Annotated in this window: 15 protein-coding genes; 1 reads left to right on the forward strand and 14 read right to left on the reverse strand. The window is 36.2% G+C overall.

Annotated elements, in window-relative coordinates; genetic code table 11:
- Nucleotide 1: 1 nt before the first annotated feature.
- The 14 genes from D7D81_RS01930 to D7D81_RS19385 form a co-directional block, all read right to left on the reverse strand.
- Nucleotides 2–859 carry a carbohydrate ABC transporter permease gene (locus tag D7D81_RS01930; RefSeq protein WP_125986804.1) on the reverse strand — a complete coding sequence of 286 codons (858 nt, stop codon included), beginning with the start codon at nt 857–859 and terminating at the stop codon, nt 2–4.
- Nucleotides 859–1,764, reverse strand: a complete 906-nt coding sequence (locus D7D81_RS01935) for a carbohydrate ABC transporter permease (RefSeq protein ID WP_125986806.1) — start codon at nt 1,762–1,764, stop codon at nt 859–861. Before D7D81_RS01935 ends, D7D81_RS01930 begins: the two co-directional genes overlap by 1 nt.
- A gap of 66 nt (nt 1,765–1,830) precedes the next feature.
- Nucleotides 1,831–3,114, reverse strand: coding sequence for an extracellular solute-binding protein (locus D7D81_RS01940; RefSeq protein WP_125986808.1), 1,284 nt, complete (start codon nt 3,112–3,114; stop codon nt 1,831–1,833).
- 295 nt (nt 3,115–3,409) lie between these two features.
- Entirely contained in the window at nt 3,410–4,558 is a 1,149-nt protein-coding gene (locus D7D81_RS01945; RefSeq protein WP_125986810.1) for an ROK family transcriptional regulator, read from the reverse strand.
- 140 nt (nt 4,559–4,698) lie between these two features.
- Nucleotides 4,699–5,706, reverse strand: coding sequence for an inorganic phosphate transporter (locus D7D81_RS01950; protein WP_125986812.1), 1,008 nt, complete (start codon nt 5,704–5,706; stop codon nt 4,699–4,701).
- A gap of 71 nt (nt 5,707–5,777) precedes the next feature.
- Nucleotides 5,778–7,604: an adenylyl-sulfate kinase gene (gene cysC, locus D7D81_RS01955; protein ID WP_125986814.1), complete on the reverse strand. Its 1,827-nt coding sequence runs from the start codon at nt 7,602–7,604 to the stop codon at nt 5,778–5,780.
- Between the two features lies 1 nt (nt 7,605).
- The gene (cysD, locus tag D7D81_RS01960; RefSeq protein WP_125986816.1) at nt 7,606–8,505 is read right to left on the reverse strand and encodes a sulfate adenylyltransferase subunit CysD; all 900 of its coding nucleotides are present in this window, start codon (nt 8,503–8,505) and stop codon (nt 7,606–7,608) included.
- 136 nt (nt 8,506–8,641) lie between these two features.
- Entirely contained in the window at nt 8,642–9,013 is a 372-nt protein-coding gene (locus D7D81_RS01965; RefSeq protein WP_125986818.1) for a hypothetical protein, read from the reverse strand.
- On the reverse strand, nt 9,000–9,350 hold the full coding sequence (locus D7D81_RS01970; RefSeq protein ID WP_125986820.1) for a hypothetical protein: 351 nt from the start codon (nt 9,348–9,350) through the stop codon (nt 9,000–9,002). Before D7D81_RS01970 ends, D7D81_RS01965 begins: the two co-directional genes overlap by 14 nt.
- 275 nt (nt 9,351–9,625) lie before the next feature.
- Entirely contained in the window at nt 9,626–10,009 is a 384-nt protein-coding gene (locus D7D81_RS01975) for an SDR family oxidoreductase (RefSeq protein WP_205739312.1), read from the reverse strand.
- 16 nt (nt 10,010–10,025) lie between these two features.
- Complete coding sequence (locus D7D81_RS01980) at nt 10,026–11,000, reverse strand: ABC transporter permease (protein ID WP_125986822.1); 975 nt, start codon at nt 10,998–11,000, stop codon at nt 10,026–10,028.
- The gene (locus D7D81_RS01985; RefSeq protein ID WP_164522076.1) at nt 10,981–12,510 is read right to left on the reverse strand and encodes a sugar ABC transporter ATP-binding protein; all 1,530 of its coding nucleotides are present in this window, start codon (nt 12,508–12,510) and stop codon (nt 10,981–10,983) included. The genes D7D81_RS01980 and D7D81_RS01985 overlap by 20 nt, the downstream gene beginning before the upstream one ends.
- 66 nt (nt 12,511–12,576) lie before the next feature.
- Nucleotides 12,577–13,488, reverse strand: coding sequence for a substrate-binding domain-containing protein (locus D7D81_RS01990; RefSeq protein ID WP_205739313.1), 912 nt, complete (start codon nt 13,486–13,488; stop codon nt 12,577–12,579).
- 101 nt (nt 13,489–13,589) lie between these two features.
- Complete coding sequence (locus D7D81_RS19385) at nt 13,590–13,736, reverse strand: hypothetical protein (RefSeq protein ID WP_164522048.1); 147 nt, start codon at nt 13,734–13,736, stop codon at nt 13,590–13,592.
- Between the two features lie 422 nt (nt 13,737–14,158).
- Between D7D81_RS19385 and D7D81_RS01995 the strand changes: the two genes are divergently transcribed.
- A complete protein-coding gene (locus tag D7D81_RS01995) occupies nt 14,159–14,536 on the forward strand; it encodes a helix-turn-helix domain-containing protein (RefSeq protein WP_125986826.1) in 378 nt (125 codons plus the stop codon).
- The last annotated feature ends 13 nt before the right edge of the window (nt 14,537–14,549 follow it).

Genomic DNA, 14,549 nt, shown 5'->3' on the forward strand with positions numbered 1-14,549 from the left:
ATTATCCTTTTACAGCTCCTGAAGTAAGTCCTTTAATAATTAATCTCTGAAAAATAATTACTATAATCATCGGTGGAATGGCAGCCAATACACCTCCTGTTGTCATCGCAGTATAATTAATTGTATGACGCCCCGTGAACTCTGTTATAGCAACTGGTACTGTTTTAGATGCATAGCTGTTTGTTAAAATTAAAGCATAAAAAAATTGGTCCCAGGCTAATAAAAACGAAAAGATAGATACAGCTGCAATACCTGGTCCTGACAATGGTAAAATTACTCTAATTAGGGCTTCTATTCTTGAACAGCCATCAATCCTGGCAGCCTCTTCTAATTCATGGGGAATACCCTGAAAAAAACCACTCATAATATATACTACAAAAGGAAGAGTAAATGATAAGTAAACAACTATTAAGGAAAATTTATTATCCAATAGACTTAACTTATTTAATAAAATATATATAGGAATAATCAAACTAACTACAGGTATCATTCTGGTAGCTATGATGGCTAACATACCTATTTTTTTGCCCTTGAAATTTAAGCGGGCAAAGGCATAAGATGCCAGAGTACCTACTAAAAGACTTATTAATGTAACAAAAAAAGAAACAAATATACTGTTATACAAAGCCTTTGTAAACATACTGGCAGTTTGTGAAACTGATTTTTCATCACCAAAAATACTTAAATAGTTTTTAAAAGTTATATGATCAGGTATCCAGTCAGGTGGCTTAACAAGTAAATCAGCTTGAGTTGATAAGCTTGATATTACCAGCCAATAAACTGGTGCTAAAATCCAAATTACTACAATAATCATCATTAAATAGCCGAATATTTTTATACCTTTTGAATACTTTCTCATTATACCCCATCCTCAGTATATAAAATTTTAATATAGATTATTGCTAAAATTAATATAAAAATAGATACTATAAAAGATAAGGCTGACCCCCTACCCATATTTAAAAAACTAAATGATTCCAGATAAGTCATATAACTTATTATTTGTGTACCATTAGCTGGCCCACCATTAGTTAAAACATAAATAATATCAAAGGCTTTGAAGGCCTCAACTGTTCTAATAACCAGTGAAACCATAATAGCTGGTTTCAATAATGGTAAGGTGATATATTTAAAACTCTGCCAGCGAGAAGTCCCATCTATCTCTCCTGCTTCATATAGTTCTTCAGGCATTGTAGCCAGTGAAGCGCTAATCATCAAAACAATAAAAGGTGTACACTTCCAAATATCAGCCAAGATAACCATATTCATTGCCCGCCAGGGTACTGACAACCAACTCTGGTATTTATCAATAATATGTAGTGACTGGAGCAGCCCGTTTAAAGCCCCATATTCAGCATTATAAATCCACTTCCATATAATTGCATTTACTACTGTTGGAACAGCCCACGGGATAAGCACAATCGTACGTAAAAATCTCCAACCCTTAAGATGCATATTAATTAACATAGCAATAGCAATCCCTAGTATTATTTCTAGACCAGTAGAAATGAAAGTAAAATAAGCTGTTCGACCAATAGTTGCCCAAAACTTTGCAGAAGAAAAAAAGTCAAGATAATTGTCCAGTCCCACAAATTTGTTCCTCCAGGGGTAAGCAAGTGAATAAGAAGTTAAACTTAACCAGAGGGTTCTTAAAATAGGATAAAATATGATCGCCACAATTATTAAAATTGCTGGTAAAATAAATATCCACCCGAGTAGACCTTCATCATGTTCAATTTTATTTTTTATTCCCTTATAGTTCATATTTACCTCCAATACTACTACTAGATTAAAAGCGGAGCCCTAGACTCCGCTTTACTATAATCTACCCTACCATCTATTCTGAATCTCCTTTACTTCCTTGGCAGCATTATCTAATGCCTCTTGCACAGAAACCTTACCTACTAGAGCATTCTGTAATGAAGTCTGCAATATCTTTGATACCTCTGTATAATAAGGCACTTTTGGTCTAGCATAACAATAGGGAAACTGTTTATCAAAAATTGGGAATATAACTGGGTGTTTTTCAATTATTTCATTCTGTTGCATCACAGGTTTCCACATTGGGGTAATGTGATCAGCATATCTAGTTTGAATATCCTTACTAGTCATAAACTCAACTAACTTATAAGCAAGCTCTTTATGTGGAGATTTATTAGTCACAGCAAAACCCATTGATCCTGTGATAGTTGCACTCTTAATACCACTTTCCTGAGCAGCAGCAAAAACCGGAACTAAAGACATTTTTGCCTGATCAACTATATTTGATTCATCGGGATCATTTAATAAATCATACATATAGACCCAGTTCAAAGCAAACACTGCTTTACCTTGAGAAAAAATCCTCCTAACCTCTTCTTCATCAGCTGCTAAACTAGCTGGATTGGTAATACCATTATCAATTGTCTGCTTCATCCAGCTTAAGGTTTCTACACCTCTTATACTATTAAATGCTGGTTTATTATCCATAGTAAAGAAATCCCCATTATTACCTTCTAAGAGGGTCACCCAATCACAAATTAATGCTTCAATCTGAGCCCAACTCCAGATAATTGGATATTCCACTATACCCTTTTCTTTAATAATTTTTGCCTGCTCAGCTAACTCTTCCCAAGTAGTTGGAGGTTCTTTTATACCAGCTTCTTTTAATAATTTAGCATTATAAAATAAATATTTTTGATCAAGTAACCAGGGCAGCCCCCATTCCCTACCATTATAAGCAACTATTTGCCAGGCTTTATCATATACCTCTTCTTTCATATTATCTGTTATTTTATCTGTAACATCCATCAGCCAACCTGCTGCTGCAAATTGTGGAACCCAAATATCATCTACAAGCACCACATCATAAGCCGGGTTTGAACTTGAAATAGAAGTAATCAGTTTATCATGTAGAGCATCATACCCAACCAATGTTAATTCTACATCAACATCAGGATTTTGATTCTTAAACTCTTGAATAATCTGATCATATTCCTCTGGTGTCCAACCAGCCTGCTTCATACTAATCATTCGAATCGTTTCCCCATTAGCACTAATGGCAAACGCAAATAAAACAATTAGTGTCATAATAAAAACAACCACAATAGTTTCCCGTCTTTTTCTTAAATTCATTGTTATCCCCCTTTTTTATTTTAGCCTCCTACTTCTTAACACTTTTAAAACAACTTTTAAAAAGTTGTTAAAAAATAATGTTACTTTTTATAAGTTTATTATATTTTTTTGAAACAGTCAAATTAATTTATCTTCAATAAAGTCTTATACAACGCAATTAAATACAACTAAGTGAATTCATCTCTGTCTTACTTAGTTTTTGATTGTAGCAGCAATATTTAATTATTAGTATGTATTCAAAAAGATATATAATCCCCGGCGATATATACTGATACTTTTCGAACAGACTCTATTATTAAATTTCTTTTTTCCAGTGTTCAAAGACATAGATATATAAAGCGGAAAATTGGTAATCCCCTCTATCATTACGCAAAATTAGTTCAGGACGGTCCTCAACACAAAAAATATGTGATTTTTTCATCTCCTCTTCCAATTTATCTTTAATTTTTCCTCTATAAAGATTATGAAAATCACCCAATATTATTATTTCTGGATCAAAAAAACTAACCATACTAGATAATGCCCTAGCAAAGTATTTCACAGCTCTATCTATTACCCTTTTACACTTCTCCTCACCCGATAGATAACCTTTAATAATCTCATCAATCGTAAAATATACTTTTTCTTTAAATTCATTTTCAATTGCTTTAATAGAAGAGAGCATTTCCAAACAACCTGTACCCCCACAAATACACCTTTTGCCCGTTGATTTAACCTGCATATGGCCAAGCTCACCAGCATTACCATGGCTTCCAGAGTACAACTTATTGCCAATGATTATACCACTTCCAATACCATCCCCTATATAGATAAAAATCAAATTATCATACCGCTTCTTTAACATATAATTCCATTCATAATGTACAGCAATATTAGCATCATTTTGTATAAAGACAGGACAGAAATCAACCTTGTTTTTTATTTTTTTCATTAAACTTTGGCCATTAAGATACGGAGCTGTTGAGCTAATGATAAGATCCTGATTGTCCTTATAAATACCTGGTACTGAAATTCCCATAGCAAGTATTTGCTTCTTTTTAATCTTTTTTTCTAAGATCAATCTCTCCAAAACATCCCCTATTACTTCTATTAAACCTGTCAGCTCATTATCTTTAACATTTATTTTTTCAGCATGTAATAATTTAAAGTTCAAGTTAAATATAGCCAAAGAAATAGCAGTCTCTTTAAAACTCAATGTAATAATATATTTGTTATATCCTTTAAAACTTAATATCTTTGGAGGTCTTCCTCCAGTAGATTTTGTATATGATTCAACAACCAAATCCTCTTCTATTAACTCTTTAACAAGTTGAGAAATAGTAGTATGAGAAACATTTAATATTTCTGCTAATTCTGTTCTAGAAATCGGTTGTCTTTCAATTATTTGATTCAGTATTATATATCGATTATACTTTTTTAATTCTTTAGAATTCTTTATCTCCATAGTATTTACCCAGCCTTTTAATTATTTATAACTTAAGCCCCTCCTATTATCTGTAACAATTATACAATTTATGCCAGGCTTAAAGCAAGCCTGATTTAGTGCCTTTGGTCTAACAAACAAACCATCCCAGTGTTATGGTATCACATCATACCATAAATACTCATCAATAGATAGGCAATAACAAATGCCATTAGTGGTGCAATAACCCAAACCACAAAAATTTTTTTTACGGTTTTTTTATTAAAAGTATTCCTAAAACCCTCCTTATATACCCCCAAGCCAAGTATGGCCCCGACATTGAGTTGGGCCAGTGCTGCCGGAATACCTCCATAAACAGAAGCAAAAATCAACAAACTGCCTGTCACTACAGAAATAGAGAATGCACCTAAAGGGCCAAAGTTAATAATCTTCTTTCCAGTTGTTTCTAAAACACGACTACTAAAAATTGAAGCCCCTATTCCAAACCAGGGGGCAATTATTAAAACCGCCAAAATAATAATCAGTATCTGCATATTTGCTGCATCTATAATGTTGTTTAGTAGTGAAAATATTGGCCCACTGGCATTGGCTACATTGTTTGCCCCAATGGCATAAGCTACATAACAGGAGCTTAAAATAACCGAATACTTGATAAGGGGGTGTTTTCGAATAGTAGCAAAGTTTACTATCCTTTTATCACTGATCGGCTTATAGATAAACCTACCTAAAATAAATGTAAAGAGAAAAGAAAGTACCGGGAGATAAAACCATGCTGGTACTATCTCCAGAATTAGTTTCTGAGTATTAATATCAGCAAGATATGTCCCCATACCCATTAAGGCAAAAACAGTTGATTGACTGGTGGATTGAGGTACTCTTAAAAGATTGGCCAGGAGAATAGATAAAGCAATAGAAAGTAACATTATTGTTGTTATAGCTATTGTAAAATGAGCCTCAGCTACAATGCCTCCACCGATAGTCCGGTTTACCTTCCCACCGGAAAATAGTGCTCCTAACAGAACAAAGCCCCCGAATAAACCAGGAATTAAATCCTTCCTGATTAGGTTTGCTCCATATGAAGATGAAAAAGCAGCTGCAACACCACTTCCACCCATATTAATCGCCAGAAATACTGCCGCAAACAGTGGTATTAAAATCACATGTATCATTTTATCTTCCCCTATAACTTATATTTAAAACTGCTACCATTAAACTTATGATAGTAGTTTTTAAAAATATCTTATTCCAGATATTTAATAATCTGGTTAATAAGAGTATCTGTAGCTTCTTCAATGGTATACTGGCTGGTATCAATCTCAATATGGGGACTAACTGGCTTTTCATAGGGACTGGATATCCCGGTAAAGTTAGGGATTTCCCCTATCCTGGCCTTCTTATATAATCCCTTAACATCCCTTTTTTCACATTCTTCTAATGGGGTACTGACAAAGATTTCAATAAATTCTTCCCCAATGATTTCCCTGGCATTTTCCCTGTCTTTTTCATAAGGCGAAATGAAAGAAGTAATTGCAATAAGACCAGCATCGTTCATCAATTTAGCAACCTCAGCAATCCTCCTAATGTTTTCAACACGGTCCAATTCCTTAAAACCCAGATTCTTATTAAGACCGTGTCTGATATTATCACCATCTAAAAGCATGGTATGTCTACCCATAGCAACCAGCCTTTTTTCTACTTCATTGGCCAGTGTCGATTTGCCTGAACCGGAAAGTCCGGTAAACCAGAGAGTTAGTGGCTTCTGCCCTTTTTGTTCTGCCCTGATTTCCCTGCTAATATCGGTATTCTGCCAGACAACATTAGTAGACCTCCTTAAAGGATGTTCAATTATACCACAGGCTGAAGTCATATTACTGATTCTATCAATCAGTATAAAACCACCTAAGGCCTTGTTATTTTTGAATTTATCAAAAACCACCTTTTCAGCTAAAGAAATATCACATAAGGCCATTTCATTTTTAAAAAGCCGGTCTGCCGGAATACGTTTGCCTGTATCAATATCAATCTTATGCTTAATATTCATAATCGTTGCCGGAAGGACCCTGGTACCTACTTTTATCAGGTAGTTCCGGCCAGCTACAAGGTCAATATCATCCATCCAGAGTATGGTAGCTGTAAACATATCTGCTGGTTTAAGGCCTTTACCTTTAAGTAGAACACAACCCCTGGATACATCCACTTCCCGGTTAAGTTGAATGGTAACAGGTTGCCCAGAAGTAGCTGAATCGCTTTCCTGGTCTGTCACCAGGATACTCTTTACTCTGGCCTTTTCATTAGCAGGCAGGGTAGAGAGCTCATCCCCTACTGAAATCTGGCCTGACTCAATCTGGCCCTGGTAACCCCTGAAGGTATGATTGGGCCGGCTTACCCTCTGTACCGGCATTATAAAACTATCCTTATCAACAGTTTCTCTTACATCGATCTGTTCTAAGTAAGGTAATAAGGGAAGACCTTTATACCAGGAGGTATTAATAGATTTCTCTGTTATGTTATCCCCTTCTGTAGCCGAAACAGGGATAAGCTCAATACTCTCTATATCAAAACTAGCAGTAAGCCTTAAAAACTCAGCCTTAATCTCTTCAAAACGATGTTTATCATAATGGATTAGATCCATTTTATTAACAGCAAGGACAAAATGTTTGATTCCCATTAAAGAACAGATCCGGGTATGTCGCTTGGTCTGCACTAGCACTCCCTGGCTAGCATCTACCAGGATAACAGCCAGGTCAGCAAAAGAAGCTCCTACTGCCATATTCCGTGTATACTGCTCATGTCCCGGGGTATCTGCCACTATAAATGACCTATGGTCTGTTGTAAAATATCTATAGGCTACATCAATAGTAATCCCCTGTTCCCTTTCAGCCATTAACCCGTCCAGCAGAAGGGAATAGTCTATCTCACCCTCTCTACTACCAACCTTACTATCCAGTTCTAAGGCCTTCTCCTGATCAGCAAATAGTAATTTGGCATCATAGAGCATATGTCCAATCAAGGTAGATTTGCCGTCATCTACACTCCCACAGGTAATAAACTTCAGTAAGCTCTTCATCTTAGAAATACCCCTCCCTCTTACGCCTTTCCATACTAGCAGTTTCTTCCTGATCGATTACCCGGCTAGTTCTTTCAGAGGAAACAGCACCCAGGGTTTCTGCTATAATCTTATCCAGGGTATCTGCTTTTGATTCCACACCACCAGTCAGAGGATAACAGCCGAGGGTTCTAAAACGAACTTTTTTTATAACTACCTCTTCCCCTGCTAAAAACCTCATTCTATCATCATCTACCATAATAATATTTCCGTCACGATAGACTACCGGTCTTTCTTTAGCAAAATACAGGGGGACGATATCGATGTTTTCTCTCCTGATATACTGCCAGATATCTTTTTCAGTCCAGTTTGAGAGAGGAAAAACCCTTATACTCTCACCTTTGTTAATTCTTGTGTTATAAAGTTTCCACATTTCAGGGCGCTGGTTCTTTGGGTCCCAGGCATGGGCAGAATTCCTAAAAGAAAAAATCCTTTCTTTAGCCCTGGATTTCTCTTCATCCCTTCTACCCCCACCAAAGGCAGCTGTAAAACCATATTTATCGAGGCCCTGTTTTAAGGCCTGGGTTTTCATAATATCTGTATAGGCAGGACCGTGGTCAAAGGGGTTAATTCCCTTTGCAACACCTTCCATATTGGTATGGACAATCATTTCAATACCTAATTCCTCTGCCTTTCTATCCCTGAACTCTATCATCTCCTTAAACTTCCAGGTAGTATCAACATGCATAAAGGGAAAAGGTGGTTTTTCAGGGTAAAAGGCCTTCATGGCCAGGTGTAACATCACAGAGCTGTCTTTCCCGATACTATAAAGCATTACTGGTTTCTCACATTCTGCAGCAACTTCCCTAATGATATAGATCGCTTCGGCTTCAAGCTGATCAAGGTGTGTTAAGTCATTCATTTCATATACGTCCTCCTCATGCCTATTCCATTATTATATCTATTAATCCATCTCTTTACTAATTATACAATTATACCAGGCCTAAAGCAAGCCTGGCTACCCTCCACTGTGACAAACAAACCATCCCGGCATCATATTATGCTATAAAGAGTGGATACTCCAGTGAACCTTCTTCAATTAATGAACCCTGCTGATCAAAGAGATTTACCCTTATGCGGTAATTACCCTCTTTAGTAAAACTAATCCCTGCAAATAGATTGTGATGGGTATGGGCCAGTTTTATCATAAAAAGGTCTGACTGTGAGGAACTTACTATCTCACCATCCCTGATAAGCTCAGTCACCTGAAAGAACCCATCTGTCAGTTCATCATTAGTATCCCAGACCCATTTATTGACAACATAAAAATTTGGTGCCATCCCCGCTGTAAAACCATGTATAATGTTTTTAAAACCAGACCTTTCATCTTTTTGACAGATAAGGGAATACTGTAACTTAAGCCTGTCCATTATTATCACCAACCTTAACTACAGCTGCCTCATCCCGGGCCAAGCTGGCTTCACTAATACTATGGTCATGTTTAAAGAGCTCATCCTGTACACTGGGGTCATAGTCAGAAGGATTAAAGAGCCAGCGGGGTTCTTTTAAAACAAGGAAAACCAAAACAAAAACCATAGCAAGTGAAAATATAAGAGCAATACCTACCACTGCGTAAAGTAAAATCACTAATAACTCATCATGCCCCTTTAAGGGCCACAGGCTGGCTGCCAGGGCTGTTTCAATCCAGACCAGGTAAAACCCAACCATCTGCAGAGGACTCTTAATAAATTTAAAAGTATCTTTCATCTCCTCTTCTCCTTTCCCATTACCATAAACAACCTCAATCTTTTAAAAATTTATAGTATAATTCACCAATCCTCCACAAATTCCTGCCAGAATATAGAAAATCCACCATAGGAACTAGATTCCCATGGTGGATTAGATTGTGACAAGAAATCATCCCGGTGACACGTTAGTTTTAACCCTTGACGGAATTTTTTTAGATTGGTCTTAAGATTGAAATCTTTAAATATACTTTAAGTTCCGGCTACTAAAATATCCGCTCCGGCTTATAATAACTATCAATAAATAGTATAGCCGCCATCAATAATCATAGTATTACCAGTCATAAAACTGGAGGCTTCGGATGCTAAATAAACAGCTGCACCTTGAAGTTCTTCAGGCTGTCCCATGCGTTTCATAGGAGTAGGGGTTATCCAATATTTCCTGGTTATTTCTGGCTTATTCTGTACATCTTCTTTAGTCATCTCAGTTGCCATATAACCAGGGGCTATAGCATTGACCCTAATACCTGCTGTTGCCCATTCTGCTGCTAGAGACTTTGTTAAATGAATAAACCCGGCTTTAGAAGCATTATAAGAAGACTGAGCCTGTGGATAGTTAACAATATAAGCAGACATAGAAGCCATATTAATAATCGAACCCCTCTGTTGATTCCCTAACAATCCATCCCCTTTTTATTTATTGTTTTCTTGAACTAAAATAAACAGCTATTACAATAATCAACCCCTTAACAACCCTTTGAGTATAAGGAGAAATCCCCATTAGATTTAAGCCATTATTTAAAACCCCCAGTATTAATGCACCAAGTAATGTACCGATTATCTGCCCCCGACCACCTGCGATATCTGTACCTCCCAGGACCACAGCAGCAATGGCATCTAATTCAAAACCAGTTCCAACCATTGGTTGTCCTGACATAAGGCGGGATGTTATTAGAACACCACTAATAGAAGCAGTTATTCCACTGATGACAAAAGGAATAATTTTATAGAGTTTAACATTTATACCCGATAAGCGTACTGCTTCTTCATTTCCACCTATAGCATAAATATAACGACCCATAGGTAAGTAATTTAAAATTAAATAGGCAATTAAATAAACAAATAACATAATAACAACTGGTACAGGTATTATGTTAAACAAATATCCCCTCCCCAAAACAGCGAATGACTCTGGAATACCTGATAAAGGATATCCCCCTGTATATAGTAGAGCCAGTCCCCTGGGTACTTCCATCATGGCTAGGGTAACAATTATTGCTGGCATCTTTAAAAAAGCCACCAGACTACCATTAATTAAGCCAAAAATTAATCCTATACATATCCCTATAATTACCGCCAGAATAGGACTTAAACCCCAGTTCACCATAGCCCCAGCCATAATTGTTCCACTAAAAGCCATCACTGAACCAACAGAAAGATCAATACCCGAAGTTAAAATTACAAAGGTCATCCCTACTGCTATAACCCCATTAATAGATATCTGTCTTAGAACATTGATCATATTGGAGTAAGTTAAAAATTTATCTGAAAACACAATCATTAATAAACACAAAACTAAAAAACCACTGAACGTCCAGAAAAACTGGTTTTTAAATATTTCTTTAAAATTAAATTGTGTGTTTTTTGACTCACTAAACACTGTTTTTTCCATCTTCCTCTCCTCCCCCAGTAGCATAATACATTATTTTTTCAAAAGTAGCCTCTTTTCTTTGAAACACCTTAACAAGCTTACCCTTATGCATTACCATTATTCTATGACTCAAATTTAATACTTCTGGCAACTCAGATGAAATAACAATAATGCCAATTCCCTGATTAGCCAGGTCCTGAATCAAATTGTGTATCTCTGCTTTGGCCTTCACATCTATTCCCCTGGTAGGTTCATCAAAAATAAGAATCTTACAATCCCTATTCAACCATTTAGCAAGAACAACCTTCTGTTGATTACCACCACTTAAATTCTTTACTGCCTGTTTTAAACCAGGGGTTTTAATAGACAGGTCATTAACCAGCCTTCTTACCTGTTTAATTTCCATTTTTTTGTTAATAAATCCATTCTTATTTCTTATACCTTGTAAATTACTTAGACTTATATTATCCTTAACTGACATTCCTAAAATTAAGCCCTGGGTTTTTCGGTTCTCTGGAATTAGTCCAATACCAGCTTTTAAGGACTGAGCAGGGTTATTCAACTCTACCTTTTTTTCTTTTAGATACACTTCTTTTTCTGTAGCAGTGTCTGCCCCAATTAAAGCCCTGATAGTCTCTGTCCGTCCAGCACCAACTAAACCAGCAATACCCAGTATCTCTCCTTTCTTTAATTTAAAAATAACATCTTTAACAACATTATCCCTACTCAATTTCTTAACATCTAACAAAACTTCATCAGTAAGATAATTTCTCTTTGGAACAGGCTTATTAAATAAATCCTTCAACTCACTACCAACCATCATCTTTACTAATTTTTGCTGAGTACAATCTTTTGCCAGTTCTGTGCCAACATACTGCCCATCCCTCAAACAGCTTACTCTATCAGCAATCTTAAATATCTCTTCTAAGTGGTGAGATATATAAATCATAGTAATTCCTTTCTTTTTTAAAGTATTAATTAATCTAAATAGATCATTTATCTCACTCTCAGTTAGACTTGCTGTTGGTTCATCTAAAATCAAAATCTCCGTTTCTAAAGATAAAGCCTTGGCTATTTCAATAAACTGCTGTTCAGCTACAGTTAACTCAGCTATAGCTTTCTGAAGGTTTACCTTAACTTTTATTTGAGCTAATATCTCCAATGCTTTTTCTTTCATCCTCTTTCTATCAAGTAATCCCATCTTTTTTAGTTCCCTTCCTAGAAAAATATTATCAACAGCACTTAAGTAAGGAACCAGACTAAACTCTTGATAGATAATACTAATACCCAGTTCCTGGGCCTCTTTAGGACTATTTAAATTAATCTCTTTACCTTTCAAAAAAATCTTACCACTATCAGCGGCATAAACCCCTGATAAAATTTTCATTAATGTTGACTTCCCGGCTCCATTTTCCCCTACCAGTGCATGAACTTCTCCCTTTGCTACATCAAAACTTACCTTATTTAAAGCTAAAACACCAGGGAACACTTTTGATATATTGGCTATCTGTAATATCTTATCTCCCAACACCTTTTCCCCCCTTTTTTAGTAATTTTGTAAAAGCGCTTCAGAAAGAATCTGAAGCGCAAAATATTTTTACCAACTGAAACCTGTCGCAGTATTAGTATCTATTAACTTTACTGGAACCCTTATATCTTCAGGGACCCTCTCTGCTCCCCAGTACTTTGCCAGACTGGTTCCTAAAGCCATTCTGATTAAATCCCGGGGAAACTGAGCTACTGTTGCCCTAAAAATATCCCCATCTAAAATAGCATCTACGGCCTCAGGGTGTCCATCTATACTAACCATAAAAGTATTACGTCCTGAACCCAAAATAGCTGAATAACAGCCTAATCCCCCAGTGTCGTTGACACTAAAGATAGCATCAAGGTCAGGATTGGCCTGCAGCATATTTTCGGTTACAGTCATAGCCGTACTACGTTCCTGTTTACCATTTTGATTATCAACAATAGCTATATCTGGATACCCACTGATTGCATCTTTAAAACCATTTACCCGGTCTAAAATTCCATCAGCAGGAATCCCGTTTAAAATCGCAACCTGTCCTCGACCATTCAACTCCTCTGCCATAAATTTGCCTGCTTGATAACCAGCATCATAGTTTTCAGAAGAGATATAAGCATCCCTGGGACCAGCGGCATCAGCATCAACTGCAATAACAACTATACCCTTTGCTTTGGCAAGTTCAACTGCTGCCTGAACCCCGGCAGTATCTGTGGGATTAATAATTAATATATCTATACCCCTTTGAATCATATCCTCTATATCACTAACCTGTTTGGCCACATCATGGTGGGCATCGGTTATAATATAATCAGCACCAATAGATTCAACTGCCGAGACAAAGGCTTCCTTCATAACAATAAAATAAGGGTTATTCATCTGCTGAAAAGATATACCTACTGTCAAATCATCTGCTGCCTCAACAACACTAAACATCATTATCACCATTAAAACCAGCAAAGATACTGTCCTTAAGTTTTTCATAATCTAACATCTCCTTTTTGTTTTTTAATAAATAAATAAAACACAAAAAAATGGACCGAGAAAAATAAATTTCCCGGCCCAGGGCCCCAGGTGAAACACTCTTATTCCTTTTTTAGGCTGACAATTTTAATGATAAATTCTTCATCTTTTCCCCTTATTAGTACTACATCATGATTGAATAACTTATATATCTTATCTCCCGGTTGATATTCTGGTATAACCCCCTGCCGGTTCTCTTCTCTCTGCACAGCAACCCCTCCCGGGAACAAATTTTACTGTTAGTAAAGTTGATAAAATTCAGTCTTTTCCAGCCAAACAGGACTACCACAAATTTACAAAGACTTGTCCATATGATATAATTATTTACAAACCAACTAAGAAAACAGCCGCCAACTGTTATCTATTACCCTGTCTATCTACTATGTACTACCTCCTTTCCTCCAGGAAAGAACCCAGGGATAGCTCTGCCCCTTTTGAATTCTTATTTCCAGGGAAATTTTTGTCCCTTGTTAAAATGAGGAATTCTAGTATATTTAATTGGTAAAAATAATAATACGATTTATTAGTTTTCGTGCTTTATCGACACCCTTCAATTATTATTATAGTGTCCTATTGACACTTTGTCAAGGGGTTATTTTCTTACTTATCAATTTTTTTGGAGGTTTGCTTAATGTTTGGGGAAAAACTCAAGGAAATTAGAGAAAAAAGCGGAATGACTCAAAAACAGTTAGCTGATAAAATAGGGGTTAACCGTGCTACAATTGCAGGTTATGAAACAAAAGGAAAAGAACCATCATATGACACCCTTATAAAAATAGCCCAGACCCTGAACTGCAGCCTGGACTATTTACTGGGATATAAAGAAAAAAACAACTCTGATAAAAGCGAACATCTAAACCCGGAGATAATATACCTTGCTAAAAAAATATCCAAACGGAAAGAACTGAAACTCCTTCTTAAAGAAACTGAGGATTTGAACCCAGATTCGGTTAAAAGGATTATAAAAATTATAGACTTGATTAAAGAAGAAAAGAATGCTGACAGCTAGATAACAATGTACC

The sequence above is a fragment of the Halocella sp. SP3-1 genome (assembly GCF_003953885.1).
Taxonomy (GTDB): domain Bacteria; phylum Bacillota; class Halanaerobiia; order Halanaerobiales; family DTU029; genus Iocasia; species Iocasia fonsfrigidae.

Excerpts from the sequence above, each read along its gene's own strand:
- cysC (WP_125986814.1), bottom strand. The coding sequence starts at position 7,604 with ATGAAGAGCTTACTGAAGTTTATTACCTGTGGGAGTGTAGATGACGGC.
- D7D81_RS01935 (WP_125986806.1), bottom strand. The coding sequence starts at position 1,764 with ATGAACTATAAGGGAATAAAAAATAAAATTGAACATGATGAAGGTCTA.
- D7D81_RS01940 (WP_125986808.1), bottom strand. The coding sequence starts at position 3,114 with ATGAATTTAAGAAAAAGACGGGAAACTATTGTGGTTGTTTTTATTATG.
- D7D81_RS01945 (WP_125986810.1), bottom strand. The coding sequence starts at position 4,558 with ATGGAGATAAAGAATTCTAAAGAATTAAAAAAGTATAATCGATATATA.
- cysD (WP_125986816.1), bottom strand. The coding sequence starts at position 8,505 with ATGAATGACTTAACACACCTTGATCAGCTTGAAGCCGAAGCGATCTAT.
- D7D81_RS01950 (WP_125986812.1), bottom strand. The coding sequence starts at position 5,706 with ATGATACATGTGATTTTAATACCACTGTTTGCGGCAGTATTTCTGGCG.
- D7D81_RS01990 (WP_205739313.1), bottom strand. The coding sequence starts at position 13,488 with ATGAAAAACTTAAGGACAGTATCTTTGCTGGTTTTAATGGTGATAATG.
- D7D81_RS01970 (WP_125986820.1), bottom strand. The coding sequence starts at position 9,350 with ATGAAAGATACTTTTAAATTTATTAAGAGTCCTCTGCAGATGGTTGGG.
- D7D81_RS01980 (WP_125986822.1), bottom strand. The coding sequence starts at position 11,000 with ATGGAAAAAACAGTGTTTAGTGAGTCAAAAAACACACAATTTAATTTT.
- D7D81_RS01995 (WP_125986826.1), top strand. The coding sequence starts at position 14,159 with ATGTTTGGGGAAAAACTCAAGGAAATTAGAGAAAAAAGCGGAATGACT.
- D7D81_RS01965 (WP_125986818.1), bottom strand. The coding sequence starts at position 9,013 with ATGGACAGGCTTAAGTTACAGTATTCCCTTATCTGTCAAAAAGATGAA.
- D7D81_RS01930 (WP_125986804.1), bottom strand. The coding sequence starts at position 859 with ATGAGAAAGTATTCAAAAGGTATAAAAATATTCGGCTATTTAATGATG.